This is a genomic window from Legionellales bacterium, from assembly GCA_026125385.1.
GTDB lineage: Bacteria > Pseudomonadota > Gammaproteobacteria > JAHCLG01 > JAHCLG01 > JAHCLG01.
On record JAHCLG010000038.1, the window covers coordinates 1 to 17,216 of the forward strand.

A 17,216-nucleotide genomic window follows, 5' to 3' on the forward strand; every position below is an offset into this window, starting at 1 on the left:
AAGTGTCAATGAAATACATTAACAATTCTAAATTGACATAGTATCAGGTTTGGCCTGACGTCAGAATAGAGTACACTTCATTTTGACACAGGTTTGAAGTCTATTAGGGGTACATTAGATATAGGGTAAAATCCAACAAACTTTTTTAGCTATTGTCACTTACCTGTTTTCAAAGCATCAAATTCTGATTTTCCAAAAGGATTAATGATAATTGGTCTATGTTCAATAAAATCCATCATATTAAACTTGTATTTGAAATGCAAATTTAATATGATGGATTTACTTAACCTTATTGAGGAAAAATCATGGATCTCGTTACACATAAACCGGCTATAAAGTTAAATGATAAAATTGCTTATGGTTTAGTGAAGTTTTTTCGTTTTTTTGCTGATACTTTTTTTCGTAAACGTTATGGTAATCGCGCCATTGTTTTAGAAACTGTTGCAGCAGTGCCAGGCATGGTAGGTGCAGGATTACTACATTTACGATGTTTGCGGAAAATAAAAAACGATGAAGGCTGGATAAAAAAATTGCTGGATGAAGCAGATAACGAGCGCATGCACTTAATGACCTTTGTTTGTATTGCAAAACCCAATTTATTTGAGCGCTTTATCATTTTCGTTGCACAAATGCTATTTGTCGTGATGTATTTTACTATGTATGTCATTTCTTCACGCACAGCGCACCGTTTTGTCGGATATTTAGAAGAAGAAGCCGTCGTTAGTTATAATCATTATCTTGAAGAAATTGATAGCGGTCGTATTGTGAATTGTCCAGCTCCTGATATTGCGAAACAGTATTGGAAATTAGCAGATAATGCTACTTTACGTGATGTTGTATTAGTCGTACGTCAAGATGAGATTGATCATCGTGATGTTAATCATTACCTTGCCGATTATTTAACTCGAGGCGAGAAAATTTTAAAAAAAGTGTGATTACTTGTAACAAAAAGGAAGGCTATGCAATTAAATCGAAGAACTGATTATGCCTTAAGAACACTTCTCTATTTAGCAATAGTGTCAGAGGAGCGTTTATCTACGTTAGATGAAATAGCCGCTGCCTTCCATATCGCACGAGATCATTTAATTAAAATCGTTAACAAATTAGCAAAATTAAAGTTTATCACCACACAACGCGGCAAAGGCGGCGGTATTAAAATTAATTTACCCACATTAGAAAACTCGATTTATGAAATCATTACACATTTTGAATCTACACTTAAGGTGATTGATTGTGAACATCCTATTTGCCCAATCAAAGGTATTTGTCGCCTAAATGTAATTTTAGATGAAGCGAGTTCCGATTTTAGCAAGGTATTGAAAAAATATAAACTCAAAGATATTTTGCCGCAATCTTCAAAAGAACAAAAAGAAACCCATCAAAAATTAAATATTTCAATTGTCATAGAGAATAAATGTAATGGCAAAAGGCATGACTGAGCAACTAATAATTGTTATAGCTCTTTTATGGTCAGGAATGATTGTTGGCATTTCGTTCTTAGAAAGTTGGATAAAATTCCAAACGCCTACACTGACTAAATCAGTAGGTTTAGATGTCGGACGAACTGTATTTAGCGCATTTCATAAAACACAATATGGCGTAATGATAATTCTCATCATTACGGGATTGATGGTTCATCTTTTATTATGGTATTGGCTTATTCTTGCCGCAATCGTGTTTATTCTCATATTACAAGGGTTATGGATATTCCCCTATTTAAGTAGACGCGTTGATATGATACTAGCAGGAAGTAAGCCTTCGAATTCACATATGCATTTTACATATGGGATTTTTGAAATTATAAAATTAGGGTTACTGCTTTGTTTTGCTTTTTTATAGTAAATAGAAATAAAAATTTTGGATAAGTAAGGGAACAATATGTTGATAAATTATGATGGCCTCTGTTGTTATAAAAGAATTGAACTAGACAGCCATGCGAAGATTAAGTTTTTTCTTGAAAAACACAGTACCAAAGAAGGAACTTGGGGATTGCTTCAGCTTCATTCTGGTGAAATTAATTTCATTTTTCTCGGTGGCAAAGAAAAAGAGTTATCTAGACATCGAATCGATACTAATAATTCTGAGTTGTGTATCCCACCTGCACTATGGCATAAAATCGAACCAGTAAGTGAAAATTTTACGGCAACGCTTGAGTTTTATTGTCAGCCACACCGTTATTTTAATAAGAAATATGGTTTAGGAAATGTTCATAGCGATTTGTATTACGTTTACAATACTTATCTCAAGGAAAAAAAAGATTTAAATATTCTTGATATTGGCTGTGGTCAGGGAAGAAACTTGTTGTTTCTTGCATCACTTGGCCATCAACTTGCCGGTATTGATATTAAAGAATCATCGATTCATAAAATAAGTGAAATAGCCCAAAAAGAAAATCTATTAAACATCAAAACCATCCTTCATGATTTACATCAGCCTTTATCCTTGCAAAAGGAAAATTATGATGTTGTTCTTTCTCTGGTGAGTTTGCAATTTTTAGAACCAAAGCGCATTCACGCTTTATTAACAGAATTACAGTTAACAACAGCAATTGAAGGATTGCATTTTCTGGTGTTTCCAATAAAGGCTGAACCTTACTCGCTACCTTCTTCATTTACTTACTTACCCAAAAGCGAAGAATTATATCATTTTTATCAAGATAGTGGTTGGTCAATTTTGGAATATAAAGAATCGGTAGGACAATTGCATAAATTGGATGATTCAGGCAAGCCTATTCAAGGTTTATTTGGTTTTTTGCTGGCACAAAAATCAAAGCAAAGTTTTGGAAGAGATTAATCCTTGTTTAGTAAGGGTTATGCTGGTTAATAACACGCTTAATGGAGGCGCTAAGATGGATAAAAAACAGCATGATGATTGGGATCCCAAGGAACCATCGGTCTTAAAAGATCAACGTCAGGCCTATGATGAAATGCGGGGAAAATGCCCAGTGGCACATAGCGAATTTATGGGTTGGTCTTTGTTTCGCCATCAGGATATTGTTTCGATTCTAGAGGACCCAAAGACATACAGCAATCAATCTCAATTCTTAGCTATCCCGAATGGAATGGATCCACCAGTGCATGGGCAATACCGCGAGGTGCTTTCTCCCAACTTTGCTAAAGATCAATTAGATAAGTTCGAGCCACTTGCTCGCAAAGTCGCCACCGATCTTCTCATTTCTGTTGATGCAGAAAAAGAGATAGAATTTGTAAGCACTTTCGTTACACCGTTTGCGATAAAAACATTGTGCCACTTTCTTGGTTGGCCAGAGCAGCAGTGGGAAGATCTCAATAATTGGGTGCGTGACAATCAAAAAGTTGCTTTTAACAGAGATTCCGCTACCGGAAAAGCGCTGGCCCAGATGTTTTCCAAGGTCGTTAAGGCCAATCTTGAAAAATATCGTGCCACATCATGTGATGAAAACTGTGTGACAAACAGATTGCTTGAAACTGAAATAGATGGCGTGCGATTAAGCGATGATCAAATCGTCAGCATCTTACGTAACTGGGTCGCTGGACATGGCACGGTTGCCGCTGGATTAAGTATCCTAGCTTACCATCTTGCTCAAAATCGCAAACTTCAAGATCAATTGCGAGAAAAACCATCTCTCATTCCCATGGCTATTGAGGAAATTCTACGTGTAGACGGTCCTCTGGTTGCCAATCGGCGTGTGACAACACGGGAAGTCAATATTCACGGACGAACAATTCCGAAAGGAGAGAATCTATCGTTAATGTGGATAGCTGCTAACCGAGATCCAGATGTTTTTAATGACCCAAATAGTATTGAGATTGAACGAAACACAAAAGAGAGGCTAGTTTGGGGACAAGGCATTCATTTTTGCTTAGGAGCACCTCTAGCTAGATTAGAAATGCGCATAGCACTCGAGGAGCTGCTTTTAGGATCCAGGCGCTTTGAGCTAATCGAGAATATTCACCAGCGTGCAGTCTATCCTAGTAATGGATTTGTTAAGCTTTTTCTACATCTGCATAAAGCAGTATAAAAGAATGGACCATCGTTAGCAGGAAATATTTAAAACTGTATTTTGAAATAAATACCAGCAATAATTGAGAGATTAATATTATGGATATTATTAAGTTAATAAAAAGCAGATATGCGGTCCGTCATTTTTCATCAAAAGAACTCGATGAAACAATCATAGAAAAAATACTCACAGCAGGTCAATTTGCCCCAAGCCCATTAAATTCACAGCCGTGGCATTTCACTTTAATTCGAAGCAAAGCAAGTCTTGAAAACTTAGCCTCTGCCGCAAAACATGCTAGCTTCTTAGCCGATGCGCCACTTTTGATTATCGTATCAGTCAACGATAAAATCGACATTGACGATTGGTTAGTAAAACATCGACAACATGCTTATAGCGGTGCTACTGCGATGCAAAGTATGTGGCTTGCCGCTTGGGGTTTAGGGATCGGTTGTTGCTGGGTAACACTCGATGAATCTACCACAAAACACATCATCTCTTTACCAGATGATCATCTACTAATAGGTGGCCTAGCTTTAGGATATATAGAAGAAAAGCACACGAAAAAAAATGAGGATAAAGACAGAAAAGCATTATCATTGATAACTTCATTTGAAATATATGGCGCAAACGAGGTATGCGATACTGAAAGCTGTCATTCATGTCTAAAAAGGCTCCCCAGATCAACAGCGTACTCGCCTGAAGGGGAAGATTACGTCAGGTATTATTGTGGGCTTGACTGTTATTCACAATGGAGACAGACAACTGAAAAATGGTTGAATAACAGCAGTAATAATGAATAAATTTATTAATAATTACTCCAAATCTGGAACGCCTATTTTTGGCATAAAATTATAACCGTAAATTTTGACACGAATGGGGTCGCTACCCCAATATGCTTAATTTGATTTGCAATTATTACTTTTGCTTAACTGATTACATTTAATTTGTAGAATTTTTTCTATACTGCTAACTGTGCAATGATACGTCTTTGTTTTATAATTTGCTCTTTATAAAAATCTTCTGAGGTAGTTCCTTTCCTCTATGAAAGAGAAATCTAAAGTTTTCATCTACTTTATTATAATAGAGAGATTGCTTTGCTATTTTTCTTCTTTTTTAGTTTCTGTATCATTTTTAATTTTTTTGTATACTTCTTCACGGTGGAAAGTAGTCATTGCGCTGCTAGATGGTTTATTCATGATTTTTTTATTTGAATGATATTGCTAATTGATCATCTATATTTTTCGACAATTTAATTGCCGCCCTTTTAACATGTCGTAAAATAAGTTTAATGTCATCGATGGATATTTCATTATTTTTTAAACGTTGGCGTATTTCCTTCGCTTTTTTACAGTTTTTTTCTGGTAATTGGTTATCCTGTGCTTCTGATAGCAGCTTAACAACTTCTGGAATAGCAATAATTTCTTTCGCTAATTTTATAATGCGACCGTTTAATTGTTTTGCTCTTTCGAGTAGTTGATGGGATTGTTTATCATCTGGCGCAAGCTTCTGCTTTTCTTCCACAATATTAGTTAGTTTTACTTGCATCTCAACATACAGTTTTAATTGATTTAACGCTTGCTTGGTTAATAATGAAGAAGGTGATTTAAATGCTTCATCATCTGCAACAATATTTAGTTGTAGTAGTTGTTCAAACTTTGGGTGTAATGCAATTTGTTTTGTAAATTTTTGCAGTTGTTCAAGGCATTTTTCGAAAGTGGCATTCTCTCTGTCAAAAACCATTGACTCTAAAAAATTATTGTAATGTTCTAACCAAACAGGATCGTTGCTTATTACATTAATAGAGTGGTGAATTTCATCTAAAGGATTATTTCTATATTCATGATGCCGTTTAAATTTAAGCCTATCACGATTAATCGTTTCGATTGCTAATGTAAAGAAATCTTCTGCCATGTCTGTTTGTGATGTAATGGATTGCAGATCATAAAGATGTCTGACCAACGTTTCATCCATAGAGTCGTGTCCCCTAGAAATGGCAGCAATACGGCGAGTCAGCGCTACCCACTTCTCGGCAGCCGTTTCTATAATGGAAATACAATGAATATTTTTACTGATATTTTTTGGATCAGGAAAAGCTACATCTACTAAACTAGAGATAGATTTTACTTCTGTAGGTAGTCGATGAGATGCCAGTGTGAATTCTAACTGAATATGTGGCTTTAAGTGCTGGTGTTGCTCAAAGTAAGAGGGAAAATCCAAGTGATACACGGTGTAACTATTATTATCGCGTGAACGGATATTCGTATTTGCTTCAAAGCCGGCCGAGATTAATAAACGGGTGATCTGCTCTCGAAGTTCTCGCAATTTTCTTCGTTGCTCTGAGAGAGATGAGAAGGGAATAATAGGCGAAATCTTAAAATCGACATCCTCACTCATCCTGCCAACGATTTTATGTGCTTTCGCTAAACAGGTACCGCCGCAAAAGATTAAATTGAATTGCGGCAAAGCTAGGTCAGCAATAGCGTGAATGGCTCGCGTTATAAAAATATCTTTTTCGATGACACTGGGTGAAACAGTACGCAGCTTCTTAGCTGTTTCATAGACGAGAGCAATTTCTTCCGCTGATAATTTATTCATAGCGCAATGTCACGCCATCATAAGATATATTTCGCGAACAGCGACTATTCAATTTGACAGACATTCTGACGGGCACTTGTGTAGAGAGTCCGTTGTTGTAGTCTTGGAATGCTTTACCTAGCTCCCATTTTATATTGAGTTTATTGAGTGCTTCTAATGCAGCATTATCAAAATCAATAATAGGGGAGTTTAAACGTTCTGAATAAAATAATGGTTTCGCAAACACCCCATAACCAATTTTCACCAACTGGCTTTTTTTTACGAGGCAACGTAAAGCACGGCTGACTTGCGTTTTATCTGCCAAGTCAGAAACATCACGGAATAGAAGTACCTTACCTTCTAAGGCTTCCATTCGTTGCTCAATTTTATACACTAAGCTTTCTTCGTATTTCACTTTCATCATTGCTTTCTCATAGGGCGATAAGCCACCAACAACAATCACTCAACGTTTTGGAGGGTTTGCGCGCCACACCTCGTCTTGTTTACAGTTAGCAAAATGTTGACTATTAATAGTATAGCACCTAATTTACAGAATGTTGACTATTAATTGGGTATTTTATCTTTCCGTAAAACGACCGTTTTACGAACTTGCCAACTAACTCTCTAAATTTACAGCAAAAATAATAGCCTATCCGAAAAGTGTCATTCCTTTCCAAAGTTGAGTGATTGAGCCATTCAAGTCTTATCTTAATGCACTAAGTGCTTTGACGTGGCCCCTGGTCACACGTTCCGTACGTTATGGCCATTCCAAAGCAAAGTGCCTTGGTGAACCATTCTCAATCATCGCTTAAGTGGCCGTTTATAATGATGTTATAAACGGCCACTACGCTATAGAAGAGGAAACTTAATTACTAGTAAAAATTGCTTTAGTTATTTATTGGATATTTTAATTTCTAGATTTTTTCAGCAAGAAATTATTATCGTATGTTTTTCAACGATAGCAGAAAATTTTATTGTGTTAAGTGGCCACTTATAGTATAGTTATAAGTGGCCACTTAAACGGAGCATAGTTATGAAGATTACTGGGCGTGATCGAGAGCAAAAAAAACTAGATGAATTTTATCATTCTAATCGATCAGAGTTTATGGCCGTATACGGACGCCGCCGCGTAGGAAAAACTTACTTAATAAAAAATTACTTTAAAACCAAAGATTGTGTCTTCTTTTCAACAACGGGTATAGATCAAGGCTCTTTCAAGACGCAACGCACCGTGTTTTGTACTGAATTAAGTCGACAGCTATTTCATAATATACCGATAGCAATACCCACTTCATGGCTCAAGATTTTTGAGATACTTGATCAGGCAATTAATGAAAGTAAGAAAAAATTTATCATTTTCCTAGATGAATTGCCGTGGATGACCACACCAAAATCACAATTATTAGAGACCATAGAATATTTCTGGAATCAACATTGGAGTCATACAAAAAAAGTCAAATTGATCATTTGCGGATCATTATCTTCCTGGATTATTCGCCATGTAATTGAAAATACAGGCGGTTTTTATCATCGAGTTACCTTTCGATTAAAAATAGAACCCTTTAACTTATCACAAACTCGTTCATTTTTGGAAATTGGATCAGGCATTAATTTAACAAATGCTCAAATATTGAAACTATATTCAGTAATGGGAGGGATACCTTTATACCTTGAGCAAATTAAAAAAGGAAGATCAGCAGATCAACTAATAGACGATATTTGCTTTAATAAAGAAGGACTGCTTTTTGATGAAATGGAAGAATTAGTTAAATCATTATTTAAGAATTCTTCTCAATACATGGATATTATTCGCGAAATTGCAAAACATCGGTATGGAATTGATAAACGAAACCTCGCAAAAAAAGTTAATATAGCTTACGGAGGGAGATTAACAACTCGACTTAAAGAATTAGAAGACGCTGGATTCATTATTTCATTTTTACCTTATCAACATAAAGAAAAGGGAATTTATTATCGTATTATTGATGAATATACCATGTTCTATTTTTCATGGATTGAGCCTAATATCAGATCAATAAAACGGCTGTCCTCTTCATCTGGATATTGGCTAGTAAAATCAAAAGAAAGTAGCTTTCAAGCATGGAAAGGTTACACATTTGAATCAATATGCTATAAACATATTAGTGAAATAGTAAACACCCTTAATATACCCAAAACAAGCTCTGTTTATTCATGGCGATATGCACCGCAAGCAAAGTCAAAAGAATTTGGTGCTCAAATTGATTTATTATTTGACCGTAATGATGATGCAATCACGTTATGCGAAATAAAATATACTGACAAACCCTATAGTATCGACAAACAATATGCAGGATTACTAAAGAATAAAATTAAAATATTTCAAGAAAAAACAAGAACCACAAAACAATTATTTTTTATCATGGTTTCAGCCAATGGTATTAAAAAAAACAAATACTCTGATGAGCTGATTGATGGCCTAGTAACATTAGATGATTTATTTACTGATAATGATTAACTTGATCTAGTAAGGAGACTATTATGACAACGGAAACCGAATTACAACCTAAGTTAACGCATCGGTTAAAAGCCGAATTTAATACTTTAATTAAAGTCATTTTCTGTGTCGAACCTATTCTCGTGAATATTTTTGCTATTATATTTTGTGTCGGTGTTCTTTTTTTACTAAATCAACCAGAGCTAATGCCTAATATGGGTCACTATCATCAGTACTTAATTATTGGCGTTAAATTTTTATTGGCGCTACAAATTATTCGCTCATCCAGTAAATCACTGATTTTGCCTCTAAGCGCCATTTTAATTGCCATTGCCGGGATCACTCTACATCTTAATTATTCGATGCATTTTCCCGTTTCAGTGAATGAGTTAAAAGAATTACTCGTTGTTGGGATCTTAGGAGTTTGTGTTTGTTGTTTTTATTTAAGATAAAGATCACACTGGTTCACCCAAAATAAGATTTAATAGTCGATTGCCACTGACTATTTTTACCGTATGATTGGCAATAAACCGTTTACTTTTTTCACCGGTTCGGCCTGTATGAATAAAAAAACCACCACCTGCTTGCTGCATTTCAACAAGCTGACAAAACTCTCGTACGTGTTGAGGATTAATCGCATTCCGATAACGTTTGGCCTGAATTAAAATAGTTTGTCCTACGGAATTTATTACTATTCCATCGATCCCACCATCTCCAGTATGTCGTTTATTGCGTTTGACTCTGAATTGACGTTCTTTAAAACACAGCAATAACATTTCTTCAAACACAAACGGATCAATGTTTCTTAAGATCCCAATTAAATATTCAGGTGGATATTGCTGATCCAGAGAACGTAATCGCTGTAATTCTAATTTTGCTTGGCGGATAACTTTTCTATGACGAGATGAGGGCTTTATCTGATATTGATAGAGATGATACAACCAATCTGAAAAATATTTCATTATCGTTGTCCTCTTAAGACGCTGATATAATAACGATACTTATCGAGTACTTTTTGACTGTAATGCATATTATAATAAGGGGTATGAGAATGATAATTACCAACACCTTGTGATAAGTCATGACCAGAAGCAATGCTCATTCCTAAGATCCAAGCCCCTACCTCAACATTTTTGCACGCGTTAAACTCTAAATCATTCCAGGTAAATCCATAGGGAGCAATTTTAGGTAACCACGAGGTATTGATCTGCATGGGTCCTAAATCATAGGTACCATTATTATTTTTACTGGCGACACCGACATGACCATTTTCAGTTTTTAATACGGAGATGATCAAAATAGCCGGTACGCGATATTCTACCGCCGCACGATTAATACATTGAATAGGAACATCATTGATGATTAAAGTGGGTAACATTTTCCTATCCTACAATAAATCAAAATCATCGCTATTCTCATCCACTACCTTCTTTTCTACAAGGCTATCTAATAGAAAAGCATTATTGACGTCTTCCTCAACATAATTCCACTCATGTGTGTTGGTTAATTGATCGGATTGAGTTGGTGCGACTAACTCTGCACGTTGTTTTAAAATGGGATCATTAAAATAAAATCGCTTCCGAGATAAAATAGGCTTTGTGCCTGTTTTAAAAATAATCGCTTGCTCGTAGGGTAATCGCATTAATTCATCCGGGGTGAGTAGTGATCGTTTATGGTCTTGATCACTAGTATTAATGTGATTGAGCGATAAACTCAATCGATTACCTGAATAATTTTTTTGTTTTTTAGTAATAGTTTGACTTCCCAACATATCAGAAAAATGTTTTGCCGTTTCCAATTTATTGGGTGCGTAAATCACGGTTACATCACAACTGGACAAAATCGATTGATGATACCCGTATTCATTGTAGATTTGAGACAAATCTTGGCAGATCAATAACGTTTTTACGCCATAGCCTGCTGTATACGCTAAGGCCGATTCAAAAAAAGCCAATTTTCCGAGTTGAGGAAATTCATCCATCAATAATAATGTCGGTGCACGATGTTGAGAGCGTTGTTCAGGTGGGATCCATTGCTCAGTAAAGCGTCCTAATAATTGACTTAGAAAAAGGCGAACTAATGGTCTTAAACGATGTTTATCGGAAGGCGGCATATTAATATAAAGTGAAATGGATTGTTCGGGATCCAACAGATCCGTTAATTTAAAATCACTTTCTCGAATATTATTAGCGACAATGGGATCGCGATATAATTTTAAGCAGCGTTTGACGGTGGAGGTGATCCCCGTTCGCTCCCCGTCTGTGCGATGAAGCATGTCTTTCGCACTCGATAATACCACAGGATGAGTTTTGGTCGGTGAGCCAGTATGTGGATCGAGCCAACCCATGTTTCCTTCTGGATCATGAATTGTATTCGCCATCAGGGTAAATAATTCTTTTTCATTTAACTGGGAATGTGAAATAAATTCTCTAACCCCAGCTAAGGATTTGTTTTTTTCAACATAGAGCACATGCAAAATTAACGCAACTAATAAATCATTAGCGGTATCTGTCCAATGATCAGAGCGCCCTCTGCCATCAGGATCAGCAATTGGAGTGCACCCAATTTCATGGACAAGCAACTCTATAATATTCCCGCTTGAATTTCAAATGTGTTAGGGGATAAATAATTTAAAAAGCTATGACGCCGAAAATTATTATAAAACGCTTCGATATATTCAAACACAGCCATCCTAGCTTCTTCACGAGTTAAAAATGAATAATGAAAAACACATTCCTTTTTAAGCGTCGCAAAAAAACTTTCACTCACACTATTATCCCAGCAATTACCTTTACGACTCATGCTAGCAGTAATATTAAATTTCTCGAGTAGATTCTTGAATTGGATCGAGCAATATTGGCTGCCTCTATCCGAATGAAAATACCGGGGTGCTTTCATTCTTCGCCTAAACAAGGCCATCATCATCGCATCACAAACAGCCTCACTCGTTAAACGTGGACTCATTGCCCAACCAATCACTTTACGCGAAAATATATCAATAATAACCGTCAAATAAAGCCAACCTTCACGGGTATAAATATACGTGATGTCAGAGACCCAACATTCACTGCAATTAACCACGGTAAATTGACGATTAAGGGTATTATCAGCCACTTTCAATGAATGTTTTGATGACGTGGTTGCCTTGTATTTTCGTAATGTTTTGGGCTTTAGTTCAGCGGTTTTCATCAAACGTAGAACGCGATTCTTGCTGCAATTTATGGCATCCTTGCGTAATTCATGATGTATACTACGATAACCATAGGTCTCACGGCTTTGCTGAAATACGTCGTTTATTTTAACCAATAAATCAGCATTGCTTAGCGCTCGTTGACTCACCTCTCTGCTTTGCCAAGCGTAATAACCACTACGACTTACTTTAAGCACTTTACACAAAAGCTGAATACTATGGTTCATTTTTTCTTGCTCAATAAAGTGATACCTTATTTCTGCTCGTTGATGAAGAACTTTGCTGCCTTTTTTAATATTTCCCGCTCCTCCTTTAAGCGGGCTATCTCTTTTTTCGCTGACAGTAATTCACTCACCAAATCTTCTTTATTCACTAGGCTAGTAGAAATTTCATCTTGACCTTGCCTTGCTTGGTTAGTCCATGAATAAAGCAATGATTCTTTTATGCCTAAATCACGCGCCACCTGCGCTATCGCTTTTTCTGACCTTAAGGCTAAATTCACCGCCTCTTGTTTAAAGCTTTTCTCATATCTCTTCTTTGACATCTTAACACCTCGTTTCTTTTCGGTAGTTTAACAACTTTTCTGTCTACTGAAACGGGTGCACTCCATTTATTGGTTTCTTGACAGGCTGGACCTATTGGCTTGCATTTTTAATTGGTCCGGCATCTGAAGTGCTTGCTGCGGGAACTTTTTTGCATGTCTGGTTTCCCACCATTTCTCTTTGGGAATTTTGTTTAAGTGTTGCCATCTTGATGACCATCATTAATTTAATAAGCGCACATTTTTTTGGTGAGGTAGAATTTTGGTTAAGTCTTGTCAAAATTATTGCCTTACTAAGTTTTATTATTATGGGTGTCACTGCACTTGGGTTCCATACGAATTCCGTGGTTTCTTTAAAGAATTTTACAGAGATGGGTGGTTTTGCTCCGCATGGAATGGTGGGGGTTTTCAGTGCCATGATGTTAGTTATTTTTGCTTACGGTGGTACCGAAGCAATTGGAACTGCTGCTGAAGAAAGTCAAAATCCAGAAAAGAATTTGCCAAAAGTATTAAAGGGGACAGTGGTGCGCATTGTAGTGTTATACATAGTTTCAATTGCAGTGTTACTCGCTATTTTACCTTGGGATCAAGCAGGACTAAGTCAAAGTCCTTTTGTGACAGCTTTTATGATTTTAGGTGGGAATAAATATGGCGCAGTATTAAGCAATATGATGAGTTTTGTGGTTTTGACTGCGGCTCTTTCTTGTATTGATACGGGAATATTTGCAAGCTCACGAATGTTGTTTTCTTTAGCGCGAAAGGGATATTTTCCGAAAATATTTGGCAGAACACATGTTAAAACAAAAACGCCTATTCCTGCGATTATTGCTAGTAGTTGTGTTCTCTATTTGGGAGTACTAGCTGCGGTATATTTGCCAAACGCTTACGCATGGTTGGCTAGCTTATCTGGTTTTGGTTTTTTATTTGCGTGGCTAATGATTGTCTTAAGTCAAAGCAGAATTCGTAACATTCTCCTGCAACAAGATCCCAGTAAATTAAAATGGATGGCTCCTTTCTATCCCTACTCGCAAATTTTAGCTGTAGCATTAATGTGTAGTCTATTTGTAGGTGCTGCATTCAGCAAAGATGGCAGAATTATTTTGATCGCAGGTGCAGTTTGGCTTGTTTTTGCGAGTGTACATTATTTTGTGTTAGCCCAATTTAGGACCGTAATTCCAACCCAATGATACCGCGTCGCACGCTCCCTAACACTGGGCCTAATTGGTGAAAATATTGAATGTTGTTTGCATGACGTTTGAACTTGTTAAGCAAATTAATGATCGCCGTCATCAATCTAAATTCGCTTTGCTCATAACGCTCAAACGCATTCTGCTTTAAATGCCTCCTTTTAATATTAGCGGCCATCGCTTACCCACACAATCTGTGGATAAGTTGCTATCGCTAATATTATGATTGCAGAGCAAATTTAGCTCTCAAACTGTAGATTTACACGGATAGGGTCGATACCCCAATTATTTCTCAATATTTTCACGTTCATAATTCATTAAAAAAAAGGTGATCAAGGGGTCAATAATTCGATAAACACCACTATCATTTTTTTCAATATAATCTTCCTGCTCTAAATTGCTCATTGCCTTCACTATTGATGATCCCGCCATTTTTGTAATGGCTTGCGCAGATTTCCCTGTTAATTCTTGGGTGGCTTGGGTGGCGATTAAGGTTAAAACTTTTAACTGTCCTCCACTAAGATTTGATAATGCTGCCCTTAAATCTTTAGCCCGCTGTTTTATAAAAAAATCCCATGCGTTTTCTACATTGGTAGCGCTTGGTGATGATTTATAATTTATACTAAGGCGCCATAAGTAATAGCATAAGTTATATACTCGCTTGGGATGCAATTCAGAGCATTGGAATATTTTATCTATCGCCTCATCCGATAATTTCTTACCCCATGTTTTTGTGGCAACGTTATTAATATATTTTTCATAACAGGATGTTTGGATTCTATCCAAAACTATTCTTTCACATAACTCATACATAGGTTGTGATCTGTCATTAAATAAATGAGAAAGAATTTTTCGATTACTACCAGAAAAAATAAGCACCAAATTTCTTGATGTTTGGGCAAAACTTCTAATAGCTCCTTGTAGTTGAATTCCCAGATCAATTGAGTAAATTTCTTGAAACTCATCAATAAATATTACTGCCCTTAAACCTCTTTTCCCCAGCACATGATCTAATAATTCAAAGGCTGTTACTATATTATCAAGGGGATCTTCCAAATCTGGTTCTAGCTCTATGCCGACGATTCCCTTAAAACCTAATGTCCATTTTTTATTCTTTAAGCTAAAGAAGCGTTGTACTAATCTTAATAACTGATCATTTTTTGTTGATATTTTTTTTAATAAACTGGCAATTGTTTTTAAAAGTTTTTTTTCAATTGAATTTATTGACAAGGCCAAATGAAGATCAATGCAAGCATAGGGATATTTTAATTTTTCCAGTGTATTAATAACCAAGCTTGTTTTCCCAAATCGTCGCGGCGCAAGGATTAGCGTATGGTGATTAGATTGAATGTTTCCAACTAACCAAGTCATTTCATTTTCTCTACCAAGAAAAGCACTTCCTTTGGCAATGCCCTGAGGAAAATAATCTTCTACTTTTGTCAATTCCATGAATACACCGATTAGTTTATAGTAAATTAGCCGATAAGCTAATTGCTAATTAGCTAACTGTCAAGTGTTTTGTGAATGAAGCAGTAATAGATCTTGTGCCGAAAAGGCAATAGAATCAGGATATAACAGAAAAGTCAACTGCCAAACTTTTAAAATGATAGCTCCTGATCCTATTTATTATACTCGTTTTTCCCAGCCAAACATTTGTTTAGCTTATTCAATTACAAATTATCTATTTTGATATAAATATTTTTACCCGTATATTTAGCCACTTTAGCAATTGAATGTAATGTAATTGAGGTATTTTCAGGATCGAGTAATCGATCGAGCTCAGAACGACTGGTGTGCAATGCTTTTGCTAACGCGGTTTTAGTTACTTTTTTTTCTTCCATGTTTTCTTTTAATAAATGTGAAATGACACGTTTAATCGCAAGCACTTGTGCAGCAGCGAGCTCGCCCTCTTCTTCTAAGAAATCATCGAAACTTGAACCAATATGTAAATTTTGCTTTTTCATTTCATCACCTCTTTTTTGCGATGGAGTGCCAAATTAAGATCATCTGAGGGTGTTTTTTGTGTTTTTTTGATGAGCCCATGTAATAAAACAATTTGATTGTCATGCAATACCATAATGACCCGCGCAATACGTTTTGAAGGTAATTGACTGCGGATCTCCCAAAGTCCATGGCCTAAACTTCGTACCAATGGCATGCCTAAAGGCCAACCGAATTGGACGGTTTTAATGTCTTCACCAATAATCTTGCGATCTTCTTTAGGCAACGATTTAAGCCATTCTTTTACCGGTTCATTTCCTGATTGAGTACGATAAAAGTAAGCATTTAATTGTTTCATTATTGAATAGTACCAAAAAAGGTTCCATTTGTCAATTTGTGGCGGGTTGGCTTATACGTTTAGCTCCTTAGAATTTGATGATCTCAGTAAGCCAGACCCCTTTATTACTATTAGCGGCAATCCTTTACCCACACAAACTGTGGATAAGGTTGTGAGAAAGAGTTTGGCAGATGGCAACGTGCCTTGATGATCCTAGGGTAGCGTATTAATGTTCAAAAAATGACCAAATAAAGATAAGCTGTTTACAAGTGGGTGAGTGGAACGTCAATAAAAGGTAGATAAATGGTATCAATGAACAGGTTAACCCACGTGTTTTCAGTGTTTGATGGGCAAATTAGGCCAGAAATACTTAAAATAATGAAAAATAACGCCGAGATTAGTGTTTTATGAGGGTCAATGACACCGTGTGAGATTTTGACTACTGTGAATTCAGGTAAGGCACTAAGGTACGGAACGTGTGACCCGTGGCCACGTCAAAGCATTTCGTGCATTAAGATAAGACTTCTCGATCGGATATATTCTCTTGGTTTTTTACCCATCCACCCTCGATTTGAAATTGCTCTCGATTTTTACTAAAGAATTCTTGAGTCAAATCATAAAATGAATAATTGAGATCGCCGTTATAATGTTTTATAGCAATAAACTGTCGCATCCTTTCACCTCTGCAACCCCAGCAAAATCTAGCTTCATTGCTATACTAAATATTGAATAAACAAAAAAATAGGCTAACATCTATGATGTCAAACAATGACTATTCAGTGAATTCAATTATTGAGGCTTTAAGAGATAACGACCAATGCGGGTTAATGTCTGCGCTGTATAATTTTGCTCAAACACTACGGAGTGATAATCCTCAGAGTGATATGGAACAGTTAAAGAAAATTGTGCAAAACCAATTTCAAACTAGTTTGATCCCGCAACTTGATTTATTTAAAGATAATTTGGAATGTTTGGTATTGCTTAATTG

Annotated in this window: 21 protein-coding genes; 10 read left to right on the plus strand and 11 right to left on the minus strand. The window is 36.2% G+C overall.

Annotation, left to right across the window (positions count from 1 at the left end; all coding sequences use genetic code 11):
- Positions 1 to 305 precede the first annotated feature (305 nt).
- From KIT27_11110 to KIT27_11135, 6 genes are all read left to right on the plus strand, one after another.
- Complete coding sequence (locus KIT27_11110; GenBank protein MCW5590194.1) at positions 306 to 935, plus strand: alternative oxidase; 630 nt, start codon at positions 306 to 308, stop codon at positions 933 to 935.
- A 24-nt stretch (positions 936 to 959) separates the two neighbouring features.
- Positions 960 to 1,439: an Rrf2 family transcriptional regulator gene (locus KIT27_11115; GenBank protein ID MCW5590195.1), complete on the plus strand. Its 480-nt coding sequence runs from the start codon at positions 960 to 962 to the stop codon at positions 1,437 to 1,439.
- Positions 1,420 to 1,839, plus strand: coding sequence for a hypothetical protein (locus KIT27_11120; protein ID MCW5590196.1), 420 nt, complete (start codon positions 1,420 to 1,422; stop codon positions 1,837 to 1,839). Before KIT27_11115 ends, KIT27_11120 begins: the two co-directional genes overlap by 20 nt.
- A gap of 39 nt (positions 1,840 to 1,878) precedes the next feature.
- A complete protein-coding gene (tehB, locus tag KIT27_11125; protein MCW5590197.1) occupies positions 1,879 to 2,793 on the plus strand; it encodes an SAM-dependent methyltransferase TehB in 915 nt (304 codons plus the stop codon).
- Positions 2,794 to 2,848: 55 nt separating this feature from the next.
- Positions 2,849 to 4,000: a cytochrome P450 gene (locus KIT27_11130; protein ID MCW5590198.1), complete on the plus strand. Its 1,152-nt coding sequence runs from the start codon at positions 2,849 to 2,851 to the stop codon at positions 3,998 to 4,000.
- A gap of 80 nt (positions 4,001 to 4,080) precedes the next feature.
- Positions 4,081 to 4,782 carry a DUF3330 domain-containing protein gene (locus tag KIT27_11135; protein MCW5590199.1) on the plus strand — a complete coding sequence of 234 codons (702 nt, stop codon included), beginning with the start codon at positions 4,081 to 4,083 and terminating at the stop codon, positions 4,780 to 4,782.
- Between the two features lie 403 nt (positions 4,783 to 5,185).
- Here the strand turns inward: KIT27_11135 and KIT27_11140 are convergent, their stop codons facing one another.
- Positions 5,186 to 6,577, minus strand: a complete 1,392-nt coding sequence (locus KIT27_11140; GenBank protein MCW5590200.1) for a nucleotidyl transferase AbiEii/AbiGii toxin family protein — start codon at positions 6,575 to 6,577, stop codon at positions 5,186 to 5,188.
- A complete protein-coding gene (locus tag KIT27_11145; protein MCW5590201.1) occupies positions 6,570 to 6,980 on the minus strand; it encodes a hypothetical protein in 411 nt (136 codons plus the stop codon). The genes KIT27_11140 and KIT27_11145 overlap by 8 nt, the downstream gene beginning before the upstream one ends.
- Positions 6,981 to 7,589: 609 nt before the next feature.
- On the opposite strand from KIT27_11145, the gene KIT27_11150 reads away from it, so the two are divergent.
- Both KIT27_11150 and KIT27_11155 read left to right on the plus strand, forming a co-directional pair.
- Positions 7,590 to 9,053: an AAA family ATPase gene (locus KIT27_11150; protein MCW5590202.1), complete on the plus strand. Its 1,464-nt coding sequence runs from the start codon at positions 7,590 to 7,592 to the stop codon at positions 9,051 to 9,053.
- 23 nt (positions 9,054 to 9,076) lie between these two features.
- Positions 9,077 to 9,484 carry a hypothetical protein gene (locus tag KIT27_11155; GenBank protein ID MCW5590203.1) on the plus strand — a complete coding sequence of 136 codons (408 nt, stop codon included), beginning with the start codon at positions 9,077 to 9,079 and terminating at the stop codon, positions 9,482 to 9,484.
- Positions 9,485 to 9,487: 3 nt separating this feature from the next.
- Here the strand turns inward: KIT27_11155 and KIT27_11160 are convergent, their stop codons facing one another.
- From KIT27_11160 to KIT27_11180, 5 genes are read right to left on the minus strand one after another with little or no spacing between them, the layout of a single operon-like run.
- Complete coding sequence (locus KIT27_11160) at positions 9,488 to 9,994, minus strand: restriction endonuclease (protein MCW5590204.1); 507 nt, start codon at positions 9,992 to 9,994, stop codon at positions 9,488 to 9,490.
- Complete coding sequence (locus KIT27_11165; protein ID MCW5590205.1) at positions 9,994 to 10,410, minus strand: lytic transglycosylase domain-containing protein; 417 nt, start codon at positions 10,408 to 10,410, stop codon at positions 9,994 to 9,996. Before KIT27_11165 ends, KIT27_11160 begins: the two co-directional genes overlap by 1 nt.
- A 9-nt stretch (positions 10,411 to 10,419) precedes the next feature.
- On the minus strand, positions 10,420 to 11,613 hold the full coding sequence (locus tag KIT27_11170) for a type IV secretory system conjugative DNA transfer family protein (GenBank protein MCW5590206.1): 1,194 nt from the start codon (positions 11,611 to 11,613) through the stop codon (positions 10,420 to 10,422).
- A gap of 2 nt (positions 11,614 to 11,615) precedes the next feature.
- Positions 11,616 to 12,569 (minus strand): IS3 family transposase, encoded by a 954-nt coding sequence (locus KIT27_11175; protein MCW5590207.1) that lies wholly within the window; start codon positions 12,567 to 12,569, stop codon positions 11,616 to 11,618.
- Complete coding sequence (locus tag KIT27_11180) at positions 12,476 to 12,766, minus strand: transposase (protein ID MCW5590208.1); 291 nt, start codon at positions 12,764 to 12,766, stop codon at positions 12,476 to 12,478. Before KIT27_11180 ends, KIT27_11175 begins: the two co-directional genes overlap by 94 nt.
- A gap of 77 nt (positions 12,767 to 12,843) precedes the next feature.
- On the opposite strand from KIT27_11180, the gene KIT27_11185 reads away from it, so the two are divergent.
- Positions 12,844 to 13,950 carry an amino acid permease gene (locus KIT27_11185; protein ID MCW5590209.1) on the plus strand — a complete coding sequence of 369 codons (1,107 nt, stop codon included), beginning with the start codon at positions 12,844 to 12,846 and terminating at the stop codon, positions 13,948 to 13,950.
- Between the two features lie 285 nt (positions 13,951 to 14,235).
- On the opposite strand, the gene KIT27_11190 is transcribed toward KIT27_11185, so the two are convergent.
- From KIT27_11190 to KIT27_11205, 4 genes are all read right to left on the minus strand, one after another.
- Entirely contained in the window at positions 14,236 to 15,399 is a 1,164-nt protein-coding gene (locus tag KIT27_11190) for an ATP-binding protein (protein ID MCW5590210.1), read from the minus strand.
- Between the two features lie 221 nt (positions 15,400 to 15,620).
- Positions 15,621 to 15,914 carry an XRE family transcriptional regulator gene (locus KIT27_11195; protein MCW5590211.1) on the minus strand — a complete coding sequence of 98 codons (294 nt, stop codon included), beginning with the start codon at positions 15,912 to 15,914 and terminating at the stop codon, positions 15,621 to 15,623.
- Complete coding sequence (locus KIT27_11200; GenBank protein MCW5590212.1) at positions 15,911 to 16,249, minus strand: type II toxin-antitoxin system RelE/ParE family toxin; 339 nt, start codon at positions 16,247 to 16,249, stop codon at positions 15,911 to 15,913. The genes KIT27_11195 and KIT27_11200 overlap by 4 nt, the downstream gene beginning before the upstream one ends.
- A gap of 490 nt (positions 16,250 to 16,739) precedes the next feature.
- Positions 16,740 to 16,901 (minus strand): hypothetical protein, encoded by a 162-nt coding sequence (locus KIT27_11205; GenBank protein ID MCW5590213.1) that lies wholly within the window; start codon positions 16,899 to 16,901, stop codon positions 16,740 to 16,742.
- An 82-nt stretch (positions 16,902 to 16,983) separates the two neighbouring features.
- On the opposite strand from KIT27_11205, the gene KIT27_11210 reads away from it, so the two are divergent.
- Positions 16,984 to 17,216 (plus strand): hypothetical protein (locus KIT27_11210; GenBank protein ID MCW5590214.1); only part of this gene is annotated, 233 nt, incomplete at its 3' end.

What these genes read in the sequence shown, in the direction of transcription:
- KIT27_11150 (MCW5590202.1), top strand. Translation starts at nt 7,590, where the DNA reads ATGAAGATTACTGGGCGTGATCGAGAGCAAAAAAAACTAGATGAATTT.
- KIT27_11110 (MCW5590194.1), top strand. Translation starts at nt 306, where the DNA reads ATGGATCTCGTTACACATAAACCGGCTATAAAGTTAAATGATAAAATT.
- KIT27_11120 (MCW5590196.1), top strand. Translation starts at nt 1,420, where the DNA reads ATGGCAAAAGGCATGACTGAGCAACTAATAATTGTTATAGCTCTTTTA.
- KIT27_11130 (MCW5590198.1), top strand. Translation starts at nt 2,849, where the DNA reads ATGGATAAAAAACAGCATGATGATTGGGATCCCAAGGAACCATCGGTC.
- tehB (MCW5590197.1), top strand. Translation starts at nt 1,879, where the DNA reads ATGTTGATAAATTATGATGGCCTCTGTTGTTATAAAAGAATTGAACTA.
- KIT27_11140 (MCW5590200.1), bottom strand. Translation starts at nt 6,577, where the DNA reads ATGAATAAATTATCAGCGGAAGAAATTGCTCTCGTCTATGAAACAGCT.
- KIT27_11195 (MCW5590211.1), bottom strand. Translation starts at nt 15,914, where the DNA reads ATGAAAAAGCAAAATTTACATATTGGTTCAAGTTTCGATGATTTCTTA.
- KIT27_11205 (MCW5590213.1), bottom strand. Translation starts at nt 16,901, where the DNA reads ATGCGACAGTTTATTGCTATAAAACATTATAACGGCGATCTCAATTAT.
- KIT27_11160 (MCW5590204.1), bottom strand. Translation starts at nt 9,994, where the DNA reads ATGAAATATTTTTCAGATTGGTTGTATCATCTCTATCAATATCAGATA.
- KIT27_11190 (MCW5590210.1), bottom strand. Translation starts at nt 15,399, where the DNA reads ATGGAATTGACAAAAGTAGAAGATTATTTTCCTCAGGGCATTGCCAAA.
- KIT27_11165 (MCW5590205.1), bottom strand. Translation starts at nt 10,410, where the DNA reads ATGTTACCCACTTTAATCATCAATGATGTTCCTATTCAATGTATTAAT.
- KIT27_11115 (MCW5590195.1), top strand. Translation starts at nt 960, where the DNA reads ATGCAATTAAATCGAAGAACTGATTATGCCTTAAGAACACTTCTCTAT.
- KIT27_11135 (MCW5590199.1), top strand. Translation starts at nt 4,081, where the DNA reads ATGGATATTATTAAGTTAATAAAAAGCAGATATGCGGTCCGTCATTTT.
- KIT27_11155 (MCW5590203.1), top strand. Translation starts at nt 9,077, where the DNA reads ATGACAACGGAAACCGAATTACAACCTAAGTTAACGCATCGGTTAAAA.
- KIT27_11200 (MCW5590212.1), bottom strand. Translation starts at nt 16,249, where the DNA reads ATGAAACAATTAAATGCTTACTTTTATCGTACTCAATCAGGAAATGAA.
- KIT27_11180 (MCW5590208.1), bottom strand. Translation starts at nt 12,766, where the DNA reads ATGTCAAAGAAGAGATATGAGAAAAGCTTTAAACAAGAGGCGGTGAAT.
- KIT27_11145 (MCW5590201.1), bottom strand. Translation starts at nt 6,980, where the DNA reads ATGATGAAAGTGAAATACGAAGAAAGCTTAGTGTATAAAATTGAGCAA.